The organism is Lampropedia puyangensis (assembly GCF_004833285.1).
Classification (GTDB): Bacteria; Pseudomonadota; Gammaproteobacteria; order Burkholderiales; family Burkholderiaceae_C; genus Lampropedia; species Lampropedia puyangensis.
Map to the genome: position 1 here is coordinate 47,930 of NZ_STFG01000016.1, position 18,893 is coordinate 66,822.

General features: G+C 54.1%; 16 protein-coding genes and 1 pseudogene. 10 read left to right on the forward strand and 7 right to left on the reverse strand.

Features of this window, described 5'->3' with window-relative positions; translation table 11 throughout:
• The first annotated feature begins 43 nt into the window (after positions 1-43).
• Entirely contained in the window at positions 44-685 is a 642-nt protein-coding gene (locus E9531_RS13135; protein ID WP_136574226.1) for an RNA polymerase sigma factor, read from the forward strand.
• Positions 686-731: 46 nt separating this feature from the next.
• On the opposite strand, the gene E9531_RS13140 is transcribed toward E9531_RS13135, so the two are convergent.
• Genes E9531_RS13140 through E9531_RS13155 form a run of 4 tightly spaced genes read right to left on the reverse strand, consistent with a single transcriptional unit; the run spans position 732 to position 3,319 of the window.
• Entirely contained in the window at positions 732-1,694 is a 963-nt protein-coding gene (locus E9531_RS13140; protein ID WP_136574227.1) for an aspartate carbamoyltransferase catalytic subunit, read from the reverse strand.
• Between the two features lie 9 nt (positions 1,695-1,703).
• Positions 1,704-2,219, reverse strand: a complete 516-nt coding sequence (pyrR, locus tag E9531_RS13145; RefSeq protein ID WP_136574228.1) for a bifunctional pyr operon transcriptional regulator/uracil phosphoribosyltransferase PyrR — start codon at positions 2,217-2,219, stop codon at positions 1,704-1,706.
• On the reverse strand, positions 2,216-2,671 hold the full coding sequence (gene ruvX / locus E9531_RS13150) for a Holliday junction resolvase RuvX (RefSeq protein ID WP_244610108.1): 456 nt from the start codon (positions 2,669-2,671) through the stop codon (positions 2,216-2,218). The genes pyrR and ruvX overlap by 4 nt, the downstream gene beginning before the upstream one ends.
• A gap of 57 nt (positions 2,672-2,728) precedes the next feature.
• Complete coding sequence (locus tag E9531_RS13155; protein ID WP_136574229.1) at positions 2,729-3,319, reverse strand: YqgE/AlgH family protein; 591 nt, start codon at positions 3,317-3,319, stop codon at positions 2,729-2,731.
• 204 nt (positions 3,320-3,523) lie between these two features.
• Here E9531_RS13155 and E9531_RS13160 point away from each other — a divergent pair, with 204 nt between their 5' ends.
• The 5 genes from E9531_RS13160 to E9531_RS13180 all read left to right on the forward strand — a co-directional run bounded on the left by E9531_RS13160 (position 3,524) and on the right by E9531_RS13180 (position 10,269).
• The gene (locus E9531_RS13160; protein ID WP_158291786.1) at positions 3,524-6,565 is read left to right on the forward strand and encodes a DUF2339 domain-containing protein; all 3,042 of its coding nucleotides are present in this window, start codon (positions 3,524-3,526) and stop codon (positions 6,563-6,565) included.
• 5 nt (positions 6,566-6,570) lie between these two features.
• Positions 6,571-8,031 carry a DUF3999 family protein gene (locus E9531_RS13165; RefSeq protein ID WP_158291787.1) on the forward strand — a complete coding sequence of 487 codons (1,461 nt, stop codon included), beginning with the start codon at positions 6,571-6,573 and terminating at the stop codon, positions 8,029-8,031.
• Positions 8,032-8,321: 290 nt separating this feature from the next.
• The gene (locus tag E9531_RS13170) at positions 8,322-8,774 is read left to right on the forward strand and encodes a YiaA/YiaB family inner membrane protein (protein ID WP_136574232.1); all 453 of its coding nucleotides are present in this window, start codon (positions 8,322-8,324) and stop codon (positions 8,772-8,774) included.
• A 130-nt stretch (positions 8,775-8,904) separates the two neighbouring features.
• On the forward strand, positions 8,905-9,426 hold the full coding sequence (locus E9531_RS13175) for a hypothetical protein (RefSeq protein WP_244610109.1): 522 nt from the start codon (positions 8,905-8,907) through the stop codon (positions 9,424-9,426).
• A gap of 24 nt (positions 9,427-9,450) precedes the next feature.
• On the forward strand, positions 9,451-10,269 hold the full coding sequence (locus tag E9531_RS13180) for a DUF2145 domain-containing protein (RefSeq protein WP_425293594.1): 819 nt from the start codon (positions 9,451-9,453) through the stop codon (positions 10,267-10,269).
• A 649-nt stretch (positions 10,270-10,918) separates the two neighbouring features.
• Here E9531_RS13180 and E9531_RS13185 read toward each other — a convergent pair.
• Entirely contained in the window at positions 10,919-11,902 is a 984-nt protein-coding gene (locus E9531_RS13185) for a Bug family tripartite tricarboxylate transporter substrate binding protein (protein WP_136574233.1), read from the reverse strand.
• Positions 11,903-11,913: 11 nt separating this feature from the next.
• Positions 11,914-12,648: a glutamate racemase gene (locus E9531_RS13190; protein ID WP_158291788.1), complete on the reverse strand. Its 735-nt coding sequence runs from the start codon at positions 12,646-12,648 to the stop codon at positions 11,914-11,916.
• Between the two features lie 269 nt (positions 12,649-12,917).
• Here E9531_RS13190 and pdxR point away from each other — a divergent pair, with 269 nt between their 5' ends.
• The gene (gene pdxR / locus E9531_RS13195; RefSeq protein WP_158291789.1) at positions 12,918-14,330 is read left to right on the forward strand and encodes a MocR-like pyridoxine biosynthesis transcription factor PdxR; all 1,413 of its coding nucleotides are present in this window, start codon (positions 12,918-12,920) and stop codon (positions 14,328-14,330) included.
• A gap of 152 nt (positions 14,331-14,482) precedes the next feature.
• Here the strand turns inward: pdxR and E9531_RS13200 are convergent, their stop codons facing one another.
• The gene (locus tag E9531_RS13200) at positions 14,483-14,857 is read right to left on the reverse strand and encodes a hypothetical protein (protein WP_136574236.1); all 375 of its coding nucleotides are present in this window, start codon (positions 14,855-14,857) and stop codon (positions 14,483-14,485) included.
• Between E9531_RS13200 and E9531_RS13205 the strand changes: the two are divergent.
• The 3 genes and pseudogenes from E9531_RS13205 to E9531_RS13215 all read left to right on the forward strand — a co-directional run bounded on the left by E9531_RS13205 (position 14,856) and on the right by E9531_RS13215 (position 18,829).
• Positions 14,856-15,776 (forward strand): annotated as a pseudogene (locus E9531_RS13205) (RNA ligase family protein). The gene E9531_RS13200 and the pseudogene E9531_RS13205 overlap by 2 nt on opposite strands.
• A 10-nt stretch (positions 15,777-15,786) precedes the next feature.
• Positions 15,787-16,968, forward strand: coding sequence for an AAA family ATPase (locus tag E9531_RS13210; protein WP_136574237.1), 1,182 nt, complete (start codon positions 15,787-15,789; stop codon positions 16,966-16,968).
• A gap of 130 nt (positions 16,969-17,098) precedes the next feature.
• Entirely contained in the window at positions 17,099-18,829 is a 1,731-nt protein-coding gene (locus E9531_RS13215) for a long-chain-fatty-acid--CoA ligase (RefSeq protein WP_136574238.1), read from the forward strand.
• Positions 18,830-18,893: the final 64 nt, after the last annotated feature.

Below are 18,893 nucleotides of genomic sequence, written 5' to 3' on the forward strand. Positions count from 1 at the left end.
AAGAGGGTTGCGAGCAATGAATCCCTAGCGGAGCAGTGGGCTTGTGAATGAGCAGAAACACGACGGTGCGGTCGCAACCGAACTCGAGGCGATTTCAGTATGTTTTGAGCAGATGTACCCCAAGTTGAGGCGGTTTTTCGAAGCCAAGACAGGCAACATCGATGATGCGGTGGATCTGACGCAGCAACTCTGGCTGCATATGTACGAAAAAGCCAAACAAGGGAATATGCTGAAAAACCAAGAGGCCTATATTTTTGGCTCAGCACACAACTTGCTGAAGGACTTTTGGCGCAGTGAACAGCGTCGTATGCAGTTAGATGGCGCCTTGTTTGATGTGCAGCGCGTACCTGAACTGGCGCCAGATGCTGCAGACTGTGCCAGCAGTCGTGAGTTGCTTGGCCGCGTTCAAGCGGTTCTGCAAACATTTCCGCAGCGCACACGCGAGGTTTACATTGCCCATACGGTGTTAGGCGCCACCAAGCAAGAACTGGCACAGCAGTATGGTGTGGACCGCAGCACAATCGACCGTTGCTTATGCCGAGTTGCGGACGTCGTAGAGCAACTGCGGGTGCGCCATCGCGATCGTTTTCATGACAGTGCTTTGCCCCCTGCAACCACCTTTCTTCCACAAGCAATGAATTCGTATCTGAACAAGATGGGGCTTGAAAGAAAAACGACCCTGTAAAGGGCCGTTCTGGTGCGGATAAGACGCTTGCGCGCTGGGCGGGAATTTATGCCTCATTGCCTGCCACGATGGACATGGCAGCCATACGCACTGCAATCCCGAATGTCACTTGCGGCAGGATCACGCTTTGCTTGCCGTCTGCGACGTCAGAGTCAATTTCCACACCGCGGTTGATGGGACCTGGATGCATGACGATGGCATCAGGCTTGGCCCAGCGCAATTTCTCCTGGGTCAGGCCAAAGTTGTGGAAATACTCTTGGCTGGAGGGCAGCAGGGCGCCACTCATGCGCTCATTCTGCAAGCGCAGCATGATGATGACGTCGGCATCTTTAATGCCTTCTTCCAGGTTGTGGAATACACGAGCGCCCATCGCAGAGAAACTCTCTGGCGCCAAGGTACGAGGACCCACCACGCGCACGTCAGGGCAACCCAGCGTGGTCAGCGCATGGATGTCAGAGCGCGCTACGCGTGAGTGCAGGACATCGCCCACAATCGCCACTGACAGATTGGTGAAATCCTTTTTGTAGTGGCGGATGGTGTACATATCCAGCAAGCCCTGTGTAGGGTGGGCGTGGCGGCCGTCGCCTGCGTTGACCACGTGCACGTGAGGAGCCACATGCTGGGCAATCAGGTATGGGGCGCCTGACTCACTGTGGCGCACAACGAAGATGTCTGCTGCCATGGCGGACAGGTTGGCCACGGTATCCAGCAGGGTTTCACCTTTTGCGGTGGATGAGCGTGTGATGTCTAGCGTAAATACGTCGGCAGACAAGCGCTTGGCTGCAATATCAAACGTCGTGCGTGTGCGTGTGCTGTTTTCAAAGAACAGGTTGAAAACACTTTTGCCCCGCAATAGGGGGACTTTTTTCACTTCACGGTCACTGACCGACACAAACGTGCTGGCGGTGTCAAGGATGTGGGTGAGGATCTCGCGCGAGAGGCCTTCGGTGGAGAGCAGGTGAATCAATTCACCGTGTTTGTTGAGCTGAGGGTTGTGGCGGGCCAGCATGGTGGTGTTTTACGCTTGTTCAATGGCAAAGTGCAAACCGCTGTTGTCTTGGCGGGCCAGGGCCAATTTCTGGCTGGCGGGCAGGGACAGGCGAGCGGCTGCGTAGGTCGCTTCGATAGGAAGCTGGCGTCCGGCACGGTCAACCAGCACAGCCAGTCGAACGCGGGCAGGGCGTCCGTAATCAAAAAGTTCGTTGAGCACAGCACGGATGGTACGGCCGGTGTGCAGCACATCGTCAAGCACCAGAATGTCGGCGCCATTGACGTCGAAGTCCAGCGTGGTTTGCGCGCTGGCAGTAAGGCCCCGCTGCGCAAAATCATCGCGGTGCATTGAAGACGACAGCGTATTCACGCTTTGGGGCAGGTTGAGGTCTTGGATGAGTCGCTCAACCAGCCACACGCCACCAGAGGTGATGCCTGCAAGCTTGGTGTCTTTATCCAGCAAGCGCGAAACACCGGTGCGCAGGTCGTTGTAGAGGCTTTCGGCATCGAGCGCTAAAACGCCGGAGGAAGAGATGTCCGTCATGGCAGGCTCCTTAAAAACTGAGTGAGGATGATAGCGGCAGATTGCGCATCGACTTGGCTCTCGTTGGCACCATCGGCCAACGCCTCGGTGGTGCTGTAGCGCTCATCGACCCCAAAAATGGGCAGATTGAAACGACCATGCAGGCTGCGCATGAATTTTCGTGCGCGAAGCGTGTTCTCGTGTTCGGCCCCATCGGGATGGAAGGGGATGCCTACTACCAGTGCGTCGGGTTGCCACTGCGCAATGTACTGCTGCGCCAGTGGGAACTGCGCTTTGCCTTGTGCGGCAATCAGGCCGACGCCATTGGCAGAGGCCAGCATGCGCGTGCCAAAGGCGACGCCAGTGCGTTTGGTGCCGTAATCAAATGCGAGAAAAGTTCCCATATGGGCCGGTACGCTGGTGCATGGCATTGGCAGGCCGATGGTTTCTGCAAAAGAAGTATTGCTGGTCATGGCATTGCCTTAGGGCAGCAGCAAGGCAGTGCAGCACGGAAATTGGTGGAGTCGGCTTTATGCATGGCCAGCCGTGGCAACCAAGCGCAGTGGGTCAACACCCAGTAGTTCGAACGCTTTGGCATAGCGTTGGTTGGGGTGGAGGTTGAACAGCCAATCTGCATCGGCTTGTACAGTCAGCCATGCGTTGGCAGCCAATTCACTTTCGAGCTGGCCTTCGTCCCAAGAGGAACAGCCAAGCGCCATCAACGCTTTACGCGGGCCAGCGCCGTGGCTGAGATCGTCAATGACATCTTTGGAGGAAGTCATGGCCAAGCCTTGGATGATGGGCAGAGTCGATGCATAGCGCTTGCCTTCTTCGTGCAATGGCGCCTCGTGCAACACAAAGCCGCGATCTTGGTGCACTGGGCCGCCCATCAACACGGGCAAGTCGGCCAGATCATTGCGGGCCAGGCTCAGCTCCAATCTTGAGAACAGGTGCCGGACATTCAAGTCGGTGGTTTTGTTGACAATCAACCCCAACGCACCTTTGTCGTTGTGCTCACACAAGTACACCACACTGCCACCAAACAAATCGTCTTCAAGGCCTGGTGTTGCAATGAGCAGATGGCCTGTGAGGTTGGTAGGGGGCATTGGCGTGGAAGGCATGCCGTGATTTTAAGACAACACTGGAGGGCAAATCTGGAATGGAACCCACATTCGATCGACGCGCTGTGCACCATGGTGGGTTCAGCCGCGCACGCCAAAGGCACCTGTGGTATCGAAAAATGCGACTTCAGCGAAGGCGTGGCGCGCCACTATGATGCGCAGTTATGGTGCAGCCATTCACGGTTGCAGGAGGAGGGACTGACTATGGTGATATGGGGAGCAATTTGGGGCGCGTTCATCGGGTGGCTGATAGGGTATGGCTGGGAGCTTTCCAGTCCGCTGATTGGCAGTGTTGTCGGCATGCTGGCAGGGTTGACGTTACGTCGCAGTGTTCGCAAGGAGTTTGCGCGCCTGCAGAAAGACCTGCAAACGAGTACGCGTGCGCAAGCACAGGTTGTGTTGGATGCAGCCCGAGATCCCGTTGAGGAAGAAGCCTCGCGCAGAGATCGGCGAAGCGAAGATAGAAGTGTTGGTGGTGCAGCAGACTCTGCAGCTATTACTGCTGGCGTGTTGTCTGTTTCCACAGTGGCTTCCACACCAGTGAGGCAAGAGCAAGATCCTGCTTCTTGGCATCAAGCGGCTGCGGCAGCTCCCCTTGCCCGCTCGGCACAGCCAGTAGCCGCCAATCCTTTCGCTCCTGTAGCGAAACCAGACGCCATTGCAGGGCAAAGCACAGCAAGCCCACATTCTGCAGATTCCACTGCCGAATTTGCCCCCTCTCTTTATAGCTCGCCTTCGTGGGTAGAGCGCGCCTTCAGCAAGGTGCGTGATTGGCTTACCGGTGGCAATACCGTGGCCAAGGTGGGAGGGCTGATGTTGTTTATTGGTCTGGCCTTTTTGGCGAAATGGGCCGCAGACAACAGTATGTTTCCGCCGGAGGCACGTCTGGCAGGCATTGCCATAGTGGGGATTGGCTTGTTGGTGCAGGGCGCACGGATGGCTAAGGAGAGATTCGCCAATGCAGGCGTTTTGGATGGCGATTCAGGTGACACGAGTTACCGTTTCCACTATGGCATCTTGCTGCAGGGCTTGGGTGTTGCCATCCTCTATTTGGCCATTTTTGCGGCTTTCAAGCTGTATGGTTTGTTGCCATCATCAGCGGCATTGGCGTTGATGGTTGCTGTGTGTGTGCTTTCCAATGTGATTGCATTGCAACGCCATGCACAGGCCATGGCTTTTGTCGGCTTTGCCGGTGCTTTTGCAGCTCCGGTATTGCTGTCGGATGGCTCTGGTAACCATGTGGCGCTGTTTTCGTACTACCTGCTGTTGAATATGGCGATAGCGGGCTTGGCATATTTGCGCCCATGGCGAGCCGTTCATCTGCTGGGCTTTTTGGCGACTTTTGGTGTGGCATCGGCCTGGGGCGTGCTGCGGTACACGCCGCAGTTGTATGCGAGTACACAACCTTTTTTGCTGGCTTTTTTTGTGATTTATTTGGTTGTTGGCTTGCTATATGCCTTGCGCCATAGCGCTGCGCGTGCGCACAAAGTCGATGCGTCGCTCGTCTTTGGCTTGCCTGTGGCGGCGCTGGCTTTGCAAATTGAGCTGGTGCGCGATACCGCGTATGGGGCCGCTTGGTCCTCGATCATTGCGGGGGCTTTGTATATCGGGCTGGCATGGGGGCTGCACAAACGTGCGTCTGAGGCTGCGCATTGGTTGGGTCGCAGTTACGCAGCCATTGGGCTGCTGCTGGTGACCTTGGCTGTCCCTCTGGCCGTTGAGCCGCAGGTGACCGCGGCAGTCTGGGCGTTAGAAGGGGCAGGCATTTATTGGTTGTCACGCCAGCAAAACAGCCGTTGGGGGTGTGCATTTGGTGTCCTCATGCAGGCGGTAGCAGGGGCCATGATGCTCCATGTCTTGGATAGGCGTTATTACGGGCTGACTTATGGGCTGTTGGACCAGCCTGTGTCGTGGCCATTTGCTAATGCAGATTTTCTCTCATCCCTTTTACTCGCTGGTGGTGCATTGGCTATTTCGTGGTGGACACGCAGCGACCCTTGGCGCTTTGGTTCAGGCAAGGCACAAGCCTCAAGGGAGCAACACGCCAACGCTGTTGTCAGTGTGGTGCTGTTTGTGGTCGGCTTTGGATGGGCTTGGCAGGGACTTTGGGCTCAATTGCAGTATGGCAGTCGACCTTTGTTCGGTCTAGGCATGCTGCATGCCGTACGCATATTGGGGTTTGTGGCGCTGGTGTTGCTGGCGCAATGGGCTGCACAGCGCTTCGCATGGCGCGGAGCCCGTTTGCCTGCGTATGCTGCGTTCCCCGTAGTCGGCTTTGGTATTTTGCTGGCCGTGGTTGAGGCTTCCTGGGGATGGCGGGAGGTGCTCTTGTGGAGTGTGGTTGCTATGGGCTATTTGGTTGTGCTGTACCGCGCAGATCGCAGCGCGCCACTGTTGTACTGGCGCGTGGTGCATACCGCGAATGTCGGTTTGGCGCTTCTCTTAGCGGGGCGCACTCTGGCTGCGTTGGTCGATTGGGCGCGATTGTGGCGCTCGGATTGGTACGCAGTGGTGGGAGTGGTCAGCGCCATTGCCGTGCTGTTGCTGCTCAGTCGCGCAGTGTGGTGGAGGGCGCAGCGTTCTCAGAATGCCAAGTCAGCGGGTTGGCCATTGAATCGCTTTCGACGTGATTATCTGCTGCATGCAGGCGCAGGCGTGGCTGCGCTGGTGGGCTTGAGTACGCTGGCACTGGCCTGTTTGGTGCGTGGCGATGTGCAACCTTTGCCTTATGTGCCGCTGCTCAATCCGATTGATTTGGCAGCACTTCTGGGTTTGGGTGCATTGGTGCTGTGGCGGTTGCGCGTAGAGCAGGCTGATTGGATTGACGCTGAGTCGGCATGGAAGTCACGCATGGGTTGGGCTGTCATTGCTGTGCTGGGGTTTGTGGTGGTCAATACCGTTTGGTTGCGCGTGGCCCACCATTTCTTTGCGGTACCTTGGCGGGCCGATACGTTAGCCCAATCGTTTGTGGTGCAAGCTGGTTATTCTGTTTTGTGGACGGTATTGGCTTTAATGACCATGGTTTTGGCGCGGCGTCGGGCGCAGCGTGTGCTGTGGCAAGTAGGTGCTGGGCTGTTGGGGTTGACGGTGGTCAAAATGCTATTGGTTGATTTAGCCAACAGCGGCGGGGGTGAACGCATTGTGGCGTTCATTGCAGTGGGAGCGTTGATGGTGGCGATTGGTTACTTCGCCCCCATGCCTGCTGCCCGCACAGCGGTTGTGGCTCAGGGTAAGGAGTCATCATGAGCGGTATGGGGATAACTAGATGGGATGCCCGAACATGGGGGCGCGGCGCTGTTATTTGCGTAGGGCTGGCGTGCAGCAGCGTGCTGAGCGTGTCGCTGCCTGCGCAGGCACAACCCGCAAGCCGGTTCGCATGGTCTGCAGAATTGGTGATGCCCGCACACGCTTCCATGGTGCGCGCTAGCGTGCCAGTGGCTGTGTTGGCAGGGTTGCACTCCGATCAGGGCGATGATTTGCGTGTGGTCAATGGCAGCGGAGCGATGCTGCCGTTTGCGTTTGTGGAGGAGAAAACGGGCCAAGTTCCAACACCGGCTCCTGCGAAAGTGTTCAAAGGTTATCCCTTGTACGCCCCTGCGGCATTGGCCCAGCAAACGCCTGCTTTACGCATTATTGAACGTGATGGTGAGCGCATGGTGGAGCTTGCAGGGGCTTCTTCTCCTGCTTCGGCACAGGCGCAAGAAGCGCAAGCTTTGCGTGGTTTGCTCTACGACACGCGGGAGGTCAGTGGTGCGGTGCGCAGCCTTTCCATCCGCGGCGACTTCCCCCGCAATACCTTGCTGCAAGTGAGCGTTATGAGCAGCCATGATCTGAAAAATTGGCACCTTGTTGCGCAGGCGCAGCCCCTGTTCCAGTTTGACGAGAACGGGCCGGTCAATTCGCGCATTCGCTTGGAGACGCCTTTGCAACTGCAAGGGCAATATCTGCGGCTGAGTTGGGACAATGGCGCTAGCCTTGCTGAGGCCTTGATCGAGCTGGAGTTTGAGCCTGCCGTGGCGCCATTGCCGCCTCAAACATGGCCATTGGGTACACCCAGCAAACAAGCCGAGGATTTCATGCAGTGGAGCTTGCCTTCGCGCCATGCAGTTCAGGCTCTCCGTTTGCAAGCGGTAGGGGCCAACACACTCTTGCCCGTGCGCATACTCACCCGCAATAGCGAAAACACGCCTTGGCGCTGGGTGGCAGACACGGTGGTGTACCAGCTCGCCGATACGAATGTTGACCCTACCGGGCCTGCTTTTGCCAGTATGGCAAGCCAAAGCAACCCTTCATTGCCGTTGCATGCAGCCTTGGGGTCACAGCTGCGTATTGAACCTGCCAATGGCTACACGCTTGCAAACAATCCAATCCAAGTAGCGCTGGACTATAGCCCCATGCAAGTGGTTTTTGTGGCAACTGGCGAAGCACCGTTTCAGCTGCTTGGCGGTGCTGATGGCGTGCAACCGATGCGTTTGCCGTTGAGTACCGTGATGCCGGGTTACCAAGCGGGCATGGAAAACCGCTTGCCCGAGGCACAAGTGCTGGCAGTTCAGGGGTCTGCACAAACATTGCAAGGCCCAGGTCTGCGACAAAAGTGGTGGAATCAGCGCATCTTGCTGTGGGTGATTTTGGGTGCTGCGGTGCTGGTTTTAGGGGCCATTGCTTTGAATGTGTTGCGGGCTACTGCCGCCCCCCCGCCCGATGTGCGTTAGTGTGGATGTGCGCCAGTGGCACCTGCTCTTGCCATGCTTTGCATGGTTTGGGTTCTGAATGGTCTCTGCTTGCGCTCTTAATCCCTATGCATGTCCTTATGTATCTACATATAGGCTATAGGCACGTTCTGATGTGAGAGGGGAATTCTCAGCATGGTATGCGTATTAGGTATTAAAAAATGATGCCTTTCTTCTCAAAAAAATCGATAAGGGCCAAATAACGCATCATTTAGGTCTTGTTGCCATGACGATATCGCCATGTTTGATCACCTCTTGGAAAGGACATGGTTATGGCATCACCCCTTTTGGGCGTTCAACGTGACACAGCCCAATGGCACTGGCAAACATGGATTTCTTTTGGTCTTGCTATCGGGCTCAGTGCCATTGGTTTGTTGTATTTACCTGGGCAGGCGATTGAGAAAGCCTTTATGGCCATGGGCTATGTCTTTTGCTTGAGTACGGCGTTTGTGCTGTCCAAATTTGTCCGCGATGCCCAGTCCCCATGGGCGCAACAGCAAGACACCCCACTGTGGCGGCTGGTCGTATGGGGCAGTTTTGCTTTTGCAATGGGAATTACCGCCTGGGGTTTGCTGAATTTGACAATCAACCCGACCTACAAGGCCTACCTGGCGGTAAGCTGGCTTTTCATGATGAGTAGCGGTTTCACGTTGGCCAAGATGCTGCGCGACCGCCATGAAGCGGACTGCCAATTTGCCGCACAACCTACCGTGCCCATGTCATGAGCGGCTTTCATTGCAGGTGGACTAGGGGAGTGTTCTTAGTGCGACCACAACACCTGGCTGATCAGCTTTTGAATATGTTTGTTTTTCGTTTTCTCGATTTTTGCTTTAGGTCTTTATTAAGGAGATTTCCATGCATTCTTTTCTATCGCCTGTTGTAACCATGAACCGGCTTAACGCCCGTGGCCAGCGCTGCGAACCATACGTGCGCAGTCGATGGTTGGCCCCCCTCTTGCTGGCGCTGAGTTTGCACGGAATGGCGCTGCCATCGGCTTGGGCGCAAAGTGAGGCCTCTGGGGATCTTTCGGTATTGCCGCTTGCCTCCATCGTTGTGACCGGTTCTGTGGCTTCGTCAGCTGCTTCCGAGGTCGCTGATGCCTCTGCAGAATTGGCGGTGAGTGGGGCCCAATGGACGGTCACGGCTATTGAAACGTCAGCAAAAGGCACGGTATTGGTGTTGCAGCGCACCTCTGATGGCGTCCGTATCTCTATTGCGCTGGCGGCTGACGCGGTGCAAGGTGTTGCTTATAGCGTTGGCAGCGTATTGACCACGGCGGTCATCAGCACAGGCGTGGTGCTATCCGTCTCCGGGGAGGTGTTGGCGTTCATCCCCAACGCGGTTGGCAATGCTTTGATCTACAACGAGCGTTTGTGAATAGGCGCAAAAAAAGGAGTCAGGATGTTATTGAACCCATTCTTTCTACCAGCATGGAGTGCCAAAGCTGCATTGTGTTTACTGGTCGGCTCGATGACCACTGCTGCCTATGCGGGGCGCTCCTGTGAAGATCAGCGTCCCAATGTGCAGACTGTTGTGCAGGGGCTGAACTTGGCCGAGCAAACAGCGAAAGCGTTGGATGCCAGTGGTGCCAACGTCGTCTTACTGGCCAGAGCTGGGCAAGACTTATCCCGGTGGAATTTGCAGTACTCGCATGCGGGCTGGGCATACCGTGATGGACAAGGGCATTGGCGTGTAGTGCACAAGCTCAATACGTGCGGCACTGACTCCGCCTATTTATATCGCCAAGGTTTGGCGGAATTTTTCCTAGATGACTTGTGGCGTTATGAGGCCGCATGGATCGTGCCGCAACCGGATGTACAAAGAAAATTGCTGGCAAAGTTGCCAGACAATGCGGCAGCGCTTCTCTTGAATGAGCGCAATTACAACCTAGTGAGCTACGCTTGGGGTACCAAGTACCAGCAATCTAACCAATGGGCGTTCGAATTTTTGGCGCAAAGTATGGAGCCATCGCTTGTGCAAACGCGCGCGCAAGCCCAAGCATGGCTGCAGTTGCGCAACTATGTGCCACAGCGGTTGCAAATTCGCGCACTATCGCGTTTAGGCGGGCGTATCAGTGCGGCCAACATTGCGTTTGATGACCACCCCAGTAGCCAGCGTTTCCAGGATCAGATCGACACCATCACGGTGGACTCGTTGTTTCGCTGGATGGCCGCCGTGCAATTGGCGCAAGCCGATGTGCAGACCGTTGAGTTGCGTTGATGCTAATAGCGCTATGGCGTAGTGTGTTCAGTCTGACCTGAACGCAATCGCATAGATACAACAGCCCTCGGCGTATTGTTATTGGCCTTGCTATCTTCGCACGCGCTCTTTTTGCCTCAGCGGCCAGCCATACTTGCCTTGACTTGGAGGTGAATGGTGCGCATATGTGTGAAGATTCCTTTGCTCACCGACTTTGGCAAAAAAGCCTCGTCAAGTTGATGTTTTTCGATCACGCAGCCAAAGCGAAGCAGTGTGGTGCCATCTGGCATACGCTCTCGGCCCAAATCAATGCCAACGAAACGGCGTAGTGCGGAGCCTTCAAGAAATGCATTTTTTCAGGCCTCATTGGCGAAATTGAACCCGTACTGCACAAAATACATTTTGAGCATGCGCTCAAGGCCAATGGGCGGACGGCCATTACTGACTCAGGGAGAGAAGGCTAGATGACAGAGCAAAGCGCTTGCCACGGCACAAGCTTGTCCAGCGTTGCCAAAAAGATGTCGTGCCTTGTGGGCTTGCAATACTGTTCAAAGGCTTCGTGCTGAACGACGCATACGGCTAAGGTTTACTGCTTCATTTGCCCCTCCTGACTGGGCAATGGCTTGCCAAGCAAATTGTGCGCGTGCGAGGGGATTTATTCAGCGTTGCCTTAATGCTCGAACGTGATCTTTTGTTCAGCAGCTACTTTTTTCATTTTCTCTAATTCTGCTTTGATTTCTTGTGTGAATATCTCGGGCGAACTGTTGGCTGGAACAGCGCCACTTGACGCCAAGCGCTTGATGACATCCTCGTCAGCCAGAACTGCGGCAAATGCTTTGTCAAGGCGTTGGACGACTTCCTTAGGTGTGTTCATTGGTGCAACCACTCCATACCATGCGGGATCGTTGACTTCCGGCAAGCCCAGTTCTGCAAAAGTGGGAACGTCAGGTAAGTACGCTAAGCGTTCAGGTGAAGCTACAGCCAGAGCACGGATGTGTCCTGATTTGATATGGCCGATAGAGGAGGGCAAGTTGTCAAACATGACAGGCACTTGTCCACTAGCGACATCATTCAGAGCGGGGCCAGAACCGCGATAGGGGATGTGCAGTAACGATACATTTGCCGCTGCTTTAAACAACTCGCCCATCATATGCATGCCACCACAATGCCCTGAGCTTGCATAGCTATATTGATTAGGGGATGCTTTGACTACGTCTAGAAATTCAGAATAGTTTTTGGCAGGAAAATCTCGGTTGATCGTTAGAACATTCGCTGTTCGTACCAAGTTCGTGATTGGGGTGAAGTCGGTGAGAGGGTTGTAGCTAAGTTTGGGATTGCATGCAGCGCTGACAGCGTGGGTGCTAACCGTAGCCATAGCAATGGTGTAGCCATCCGGACGCGCCCGGACTAACTGTTGTGTTCCGATAATGCCTCCCGCCCCTGCTTTGTTTTCAACTGCTACTGGCTGACCTAGTTCTTGGCTTAAACCATTGGCGATGATGCGCGCAACCACATCAGTAGTACCACCGGGTGGGAATGGGATGATCCACGTGATTGCACGGTCAGGGTAAGTCTGAGCCTTTGATGCAATAGGCATGAAAAAGCATAGTGCCAATATAAGGCTGTGGATTGAGATGTGATTAACGGGTTTCATGCGAAGCTCTCCTAGTCGATAGTGATGAGGTTTGGCTGTAAATCCACTCCTAATAGATGCAGCATTCTTGATAAATCATCCAATGGAGAGGCCTGACTGGCTGTTGCTAAGCATTTCGTGACACCACAGCCCTGACTGGTAAAGGGACCTAGCTGTGGGAGCAATTCCAGAGCGGGATCAAGGAACTGCACGCTTGGAGCTGCACGTTTGAAGTATTCAAGAAGCCATGGCAAGTGAGTAGACGAAAGGGTGCACACATCAATATGAGGTTTTTCTTCGAGTAGTCGAGCCATGAACTCGCTCACTTTGTTTTGTGTCTCTTCTTTTCTCCATAAGAAGCTACCGTCTTCAACCAAGGAAACTAAAGACGATGCATTTCTTAGGGTGACAGGGGCTCCAGCAGCTTGGGTGTTTACATAGGAAAGGATTTCGCGGCTTTGCACCAACGATTGCACTCCCAATACTGCAATCTGACCGCTACAGCTGCGCTGCAAAGCTTGCGCTACCGGGGGGTAAACACCAAATACAGGAACGCTTTGTTGTGATGAAATTTCGTCCAATACCATCACAGAGGGCGCATTGGAGGCGAGAACGACAACCTGTGCACCATGGTTTACAAGTGCGTTGATCGCTTTGTTTACTGCCAATGCGAGCGAGGGTTTTGTTTTACTCCCATAGGGAAAGCTGGCGCGATCTGCCAAATACAAGATGTCTTGTTGTGGAAAATGCTGGCGAATGACTTGCACTATTCCATAGCTTCCAATACCAGCGTCAAATACGCCAATGGGGGCTTGAAGAGAGTGTTGTTGGGTTGATTGCATAGCCGACTGGGAATGGAGTCTCAATGGGCTTAATTTATAAGGTCCACCTTGAATCGTCCAAGGGCCAGTTGTGGCTTGTTGCGTTGGGCCACTTGCTTTTTGGGGCCATCTAAGCTTCTATATGTTTTGCCTGCATGAGTGCAATGTCTACGGAAAAAATATCACGTAAAAATAGAGGGATGTTTGACTTCCCTATGCTGCCAACTCTTTCTGGGGAGACTAAGCAGGAGTGGGCCTACCGGCAAGTGGCTCATGCAATTGCTGCGCGTTTGTTGCCTGCAGGGCACTCTGTACCTTCGACGCGCGTCTTGGCTGCGCGTTGGGGTGTCTCTCGAGGTGTTTTGGAATTAGCTTTTGAGAGGCTGATACATGAGGGCTACCTGAAGGCCGAAGTAGGGAGGGGGACGTGGGTGAATGAGGTGCTCCCAGAGCAGTTTTTGTATGCTACGGCGGATACGTTGATGGCCCCACACTTGCCGTTAGTGGTTGAGCCAATTTCCACAAAGGTGCAGGCGGGGCAGCCATTTGTTGCCCGAGTGCCTGATACAACCACCTTTGATCTGAAAGCTTGGCGAGAGAGCCTGATTCGTTCCGCAAAGACTTTGCAAAATAGTGATTTAAGCAATCAAGATCCGCGTGGCCTGCTTTCTCTACGTGAGGAAATTTGCAAGCATCTAGCACTATCGCGAGCAGTATTCTGTGTGCCAGATCAGGTGCTCATCGTCGGGGGCATCCGCCATGCCATTGACTTATGCGCGCAAGTGGTGGCCGACAGTGGAGCTGCCGTGGCGATCGAAGAGCCTGGTTATCGCAGTGCTGCGGAGTTGTTTGCCGCACGGGGAAATACAGTGTTGCCGGTGGTTGTGGATGAGAACGGTATTTGTGTGAGTGACCTGCATCATTTGAGTGCTCGTGCCGTATATGTGACGCCCGCACATCAAGCACCGACAGGTGTCATGCTTTCTCCTGAACGCCGTATTGAACTATTGCACTGGGCAAATACGCGTGGCGCAACGGTCATTGAGGACGATTACGACAGTGATTTCAGCTACGATGCAGCGCCATTGCCCGCACTTAAAAGCCAAGATCAAGCCGGCAGTGTTATTTTTTGTGGCAGCTTTAACAAGTCGCTGTTTCCTGCATTGCGGGTCGGCTATATCGTTGCCAATTCAACTCGATTAAACGCATTAATTCGTGCCCATGCTGCTATGGGGCGCACTGCCTCTGTGCTTGACCAATTGACGCTTGCAGATTTTATGCGCACGAATGCTTTTGCAAGCCATTTGAAAAAAGTGCGTTTGTCCTATCAAAAAAAGCGAGATTTGATTCTTCATGAATTGTGTATGGCAGGGGTACCTAAAGAATCGTTTCGTGGACTACATGCAGGGTTTCATTTCGTACTGCGACTACCGCATGGTGTGTCGGAAGATAGGCTGATTGCCTGTGCAGCTGAGCGTGGTTTAGTGTTGCAGGGGGTGAGTTCTTTCTATTATGCGAATCAACCACCTCTTACGCCTGCGATCGTCATTGGTTATGCAGCACTGACTGAAGCGCAGACACGTTGGAATTCAAGGCAGCTTGCAAGCGTACTTAAGCAGTTTTTGTGATGTACACGCAGCATTTCAATTGGCAGCAGTGCTTTGCATGGTGGCATTCCATGCCTCGTTGTTTTTTGCACACTGCGCTTGTGAAAAAATGCGTGAAGTGTCTTTAGGCACTGGAGTTTTTGATTTCAGCCACCTAGACTTGCGGCTCCTTATTACCTTCTCCTCTTTTTGACGAGGTTCATCATGCACCGCACTCCACGTTCTATCTGAACGACTGAGCATCCTCTGCCACCTTTGCTGCGTACCCATGGCGCACGCTGAGTGGTTTTCTCCTTTGGGTGCTGATGCGGTGTGAAGGAAGGTTGGGCTTGTCCTGCACAGGCGCGCAAGGCGTCTTGGCTGATTCCGTCAGTTGCTGTTTCAAGCGCAAAAGACTTCTTGCGTACTCCTTTTCTAATGCTTGTATGACTGCCATGTACTGAGTTTGCATGTTGCGCGTACATAGAAATAAAAAGCATTTGATGCACTGCATGGTCGTTCGTTTTCGATTCATTTTTGATATTGACCGTATGACGAAAGAACTCCATGACTATTTACTCTGTGTTGAGCAGCCCTTTGCATGCTCTTAATGACGGGCAAGACCTGTTGAAATACCCTCGCACGCCGCATCTTGAAGGCTCACGCCTGCAGCTTGGCGATAGTGATGCTGACCAAACGCCTTGGACTGCACTGGTTGGGCACTTTGTGGTGGTGGAGGAGAAGCTTGATGGGGCCAATTGTGCCGTGCGCTTTAGTGCCGCAGGTGAACTGCAACTGCAATCGCGAGGCCACTGGCTGGATGTTGCTAGCAATGGCGGGCGTGAGCGCCAGTTCAACGGTTTCAAACAATGGGCTAGGGCGCATGAAAAGGCACTGCTGAATGTGCTGGAAGATCGCTTTGTGATGTATGGCGAATGGCTGTATGCCAAACATTCGGTTTTCTACGATGCGCTGCCGCACTGGTTTTGCGAATTTGATGTGTTTGACCTGCAGCGCCAATGCTTTTTAGATACGCATGCTCGCCATGCTTTGCTGCAAGCATTGCCGGTGGTTTCTGTGCCTGTGCTGTTTGCTGGTGTTGCCCCCAATTGATTCAAAATGGTGAAAGGCTTGGTCGCGCCTTCATTGGCGCGCAGCCCGCAGTGGCCGCTTGCATTTGAAGCTGCGGTTGCCCGTGAAGCACTTGACTTGGCGCTGTGTTGGCAGCAAACAGACAAGGACGATGCGAGCGAAGGGCTGTACTTGAAAGTAGAGGCGCAAGGTCAAGTCGTGGCAAGGTACAAATGGGTGCGTCCTAGCTTTGTGCAGACGATTTTGGATTCCGGATCACACCATAGTGTGCGTCCTATTGTGCCCAATGGTTTGCGTGCCGGTGTAGACCTGTTTGCCTCTTGCGTCGATAAACATTGGCCACTACCTGCGTTGATGCATGTTCCAAGCAGCAGCGGTATATGCGACGCAGAATAAGGAGAGCAACATGTGGAACTGGAAAACCTTGGTGCAGTACGTTCCTGAGCCTGGAGGCACGTTTGATGCAAAGGCCTGGTTAGATGCATTTCCTCAATTGGAGCGGGCCAAAACAACGCCCCAAGATCCGATCCATCATGCAGAAGGTGATGTGTGGACGCATACCGTGATGGTGGCACTGGCGCTGTTGGCGCATCCTGCATTTGCTGCATTGAATGAGACCGAGCGCCAAACGATTTTTACTGCTGCTGTGCTGCATGACATTGCCAAATGCGACACCACGCAAGTCGATGTGCAAACGGGGCGAATCAGCCAGCCCGGGCATTCACGCCGGGGTGCCGTTGATGCACGGCTGGCTTTATGGGCCATGGATACGCCAATGCCGCAACGCGAGGCCATTTGCCGGATGATAGGCGTGCATCAAGAGCCTTTTTTTGCCATTAATGGCTCACGCAGCGGGAAGTCGCCTGAATTTTTGGTGCGGCGATTGTCTTGGTTAGCTGATCTGCATGTACTGGCGTTGCTGGCTGAAGCTGATATCCGGGGTCGCCTCTGTTCCGATCCGCAGCGTGTTTTGGACGATATTGAATTGTTCCGAGAATTGGCTAAAGACGAACACTGTTATCGAACACCGCGCTCCTTTGTCGATGCGCACACTGCATTGGCTTATTTCCGTGGTGCAGAACTGCACCCAGACTACCCCTTGCACAGCGAACCGGGCGCGCAGGTCACGATCATGTGTGGCTTGCCTGCTTCAGGAAAAAATACTTGGGTACAGGCCCACAGACCAGATCAAGCCGTGGTGTCGTTTGATGATGCCCGCACTGAGCTGGGTTTGCGCCATGGAAAAAATGAAGGAGCTGTGGCGCACCGAGCGCACGATAAAGCCAAAGCGCTGCTACGCCGCAAGCAAGATTTTGTGTGGAATGCCACACATCTGAGTGAGCAGATGCGGCGAAAATCCTTGGACCTTTGTTTGGCTTATGGCGCAACGGTAGAAATTGTGCATCTCGAAGCGCCACGAGATGCACTTTTCAAACGTAACAACCAACGAGCCACCAGTCTTAGTAATGCAGCATTGCTGGGCATGGTCAGCAAATGGGAGGCGCCTTTGCCTGTTGAGGCACATGCATTGCAATGGTGGCAAGCTGCACGAGCCAATGCAGATGCTGATCAGTTGATTGGTATTTAAATATGCATATAAATCATTAAAATGGCATTTTTAGTATCAATTTTTGATGCTTTATTGCTTTTTAGATGGAAAGGAAAGGGATCTCCCCTACGATGCACCCATTCCAACATTGAACCGACTAGAGAGCGCTATGAACACACAGGCATCAGGGCATTTGGCCGCAAAGCACGGCGGTACCGATTCCAAACAGCAAGCCGCACGACCATGGCTGGCGCAGTATCCGAAGGATGTGCCTGCCGATATCGACACCAGCGCTTATGGCTCGCTTGCGCAGCTGCTTGATGATGCTTTTTCGCGTTACGCCCAGCGCTGCGCATTCAGCTTCATGGGGCGTGATTTCAGCTACGCGGATATTGACCGCTTCAGTGCGCAGTTTGCAGCGTATTTGCAGTCTTTAGGTTTGCAAAAGGGCGAACGGGTGGCGGTGATGCTGCCCAACATCATTCAATACCCGATTGTGGCCGCCGCAGTGATGCGTGCTGGCTTGGTACTGGTGAATGTGAATCCGCTCTACACCGTGCGCGAACTGGAGCATCAGCTTGCGGATTCAGGTGCCAAAGTCATGGTGGTGTTGGAGAATTTTGCAAGCACTCTCCAGCAGTGTTTGCCCCATACGCAGTTGGAGCATATCGTTCTGACTTCGGTGGGCGACATGATGGGGATGGTGAAGGGGGCTGTGATCAATTGGGTGCTGCGCCACCGCCAAAAAGCGGTGCCCGCATTTGCACTGCCACAGGCTGTACCTTTTAAGCGCGCATTGCGCAGCGGCAGCCGCGCTACTTTGCGCACCCCCCTCTTAACGCACGATGACCTGGCGTTATTGCAATACACCGGTGGTACTACAGGGGTGAGCAAGGGCGCCATGCTGACCCATGGCAACGTGATCGCCAATGCCCTGCAGTCTGAAGCCTGGAATCGCCCTGCGATTGCTGACATTGCGCAGACGCAACAAGTCACCAGTGTGTGCGCGTTGCCGCTCTACCATATCTTCGGTTTTACCGTGGGCATGATGATGTCCATGCGCAATGGTGGCAAGGCGGTGTTGATCCCCAATCCACGCGATTTGGATGCCACGCTTAAAGAGTTGCGCCGCCATCAGATTCATATCTTTCCGGCAGTGAACACGCTCTTCAATGCACTGGTGCACCACCCCGCGTTTGACTCAGTCGATTGGAGCCATCTGCGCATCTCCGGCGGCGGCGGCACAGCTGTGCAACAGGTCGTAGCCAAAGAATGGTTGGCTCGCACAGGCTGCGCTATTTGCGAGGGCTATGGTTTGTCTGAAGCTAGCCCTTCGGTGGCCTGCAACCCTGTCACATCGAAAGAGTTCACTGGCACGATTGGTTTGCCAATGTCGGGCACGTGGCTTAAATGCATTGACGATGATGGCCAAGAAGTGGCGCTGGGTGAACCTGGAGAGATCGCCATCAAGGGCCCGCAATTGATGGCTGGTTACTGGAAGCGGCCTGAGGAGACCGCAGCAGCCATGACGGCAGATGGATATTTTCGCACTGGTGATATTGGCGTGATGAATGCGCATGGTTACGTCAAAATCGTTGACCGCAAGAAAGACATGGTGCTGGTCAGCGGTTTTAACGTCTATCCCAACGAAGTGGAGGATGTGATCGCCATGATGCCCGGTGTGCGTGAATGCGCTGTGGTGGGGGTACCTGATGACAAGACGGGTGAGGCCATTAAGTTGGTGGTTGTTAAAAAGGATGAAGCCTTGACGGAACAAGCCGTGCGCACTTTTGCCAAGGAGCAGTTGACGGGCTACAAACGGCCAAAGCATATTGTGTTTCGTGACGAGCTACCTAAGAACACGGTGGGCAAGATTTTGCGGCGTGAATTGCGCGACTGATGCGCAAGCGGGGTTGGATTCGATTGCGCGGCAGTGGTGACACGGCCGCGCACTTTCATTTGCA

Coding starts and splice junctions, on each gene's coding strand:
- E9531_RS13140 (WP_136574227.1), bottom strand. CDS start 1,694: ATGCTGGCCCGCCACAACCCTCAGCTCAACAAACACGGTGAATTGATT.
- pyrR (WP_136574228.1), bottom strand. CDS start 2,219: ATGACGGACATCTCTTCCTCCGGCGTTTTAGCGCTCGATGCCGAAAGC.
- ruvX (WP_244610108.1), bottom strand. CDS start 2,671: ATGACCAGCAATACTTCTTTTGCAGAAACCATCGGCCTGCCAATGCCA.
- E9531_RS13155 (WP_136574229.1), bottom strand. CDS start 3,319: ATGCCTTCCACGCCAATGCCCCCTACCAACCTCACAGGCCATCTGCTC.
- E9531_RS13160 (WP_158291786.1), top strand. CDS start 3,524: ATGGTGATATGGGGAGCAATTTGGGGCGCGTTCATCGGGTGGCTGATA.
- E9531_RS13165 (WP_158291787.1), top strand. CDS start 6,571: ATGGGGATAACTAGATGGGATGCCCGAACATGGGGGCGCGGCGCTGTT.
- E9531_RS13170 (WP_136574232.1), top strand. CDS start 8,322: ATGGCATCACCCCTTTTGGGCGTTCAACGTGACACAGCCCAATGGCAC.
- E9531_RS13175 (WP_244610109.1), top strand. CDS start 8,905: ATGCATTCTTTTCTATCGCCTGTTGTAACCATGAACCGGCTTAACGCC.
- E9531_RS13180 (WP_425293594.1), top strand. CDS start 9,451: ATGTTATTGAACCCATTCTTTCTACCAGCATGGAGTGCCAAAGCTGCA.
- E9531_RS13185 (WP_136574233.1), bottom strand. CDS start 11,902: ATGAAACCCGTTAATCACATCTCAATCCACAGCCTTATATTGGCACTA.
- pdxR (WP_158291789.1), top strand. CDS start 12,918: ATGCTGCCAACTCTTTCTGGGGAGACTAAGCAGGAGTGGGCCTACCGG.
- E9531_RS13200 (WP_136574236.1), bottom strand. CDS start 14,857: ATGGAGTTCTTTCGTCATACGGTCAATATCAAAAATGAATCGAAAACG.
- E9531_RS13210 (WP_136574237.1), top strand. CDS start 15,787: ATGTGGAACTGGAAAACCTTGGTGCAGTACGTTCCTGAGCCTGGAGGC.
- E9531_RS13215 (WP_136574238.1), top strand. CDS start 17,099: ATGAACACACAGGCATCAGGGCATTTGGCCGCAAAGCACGGCGGTACC.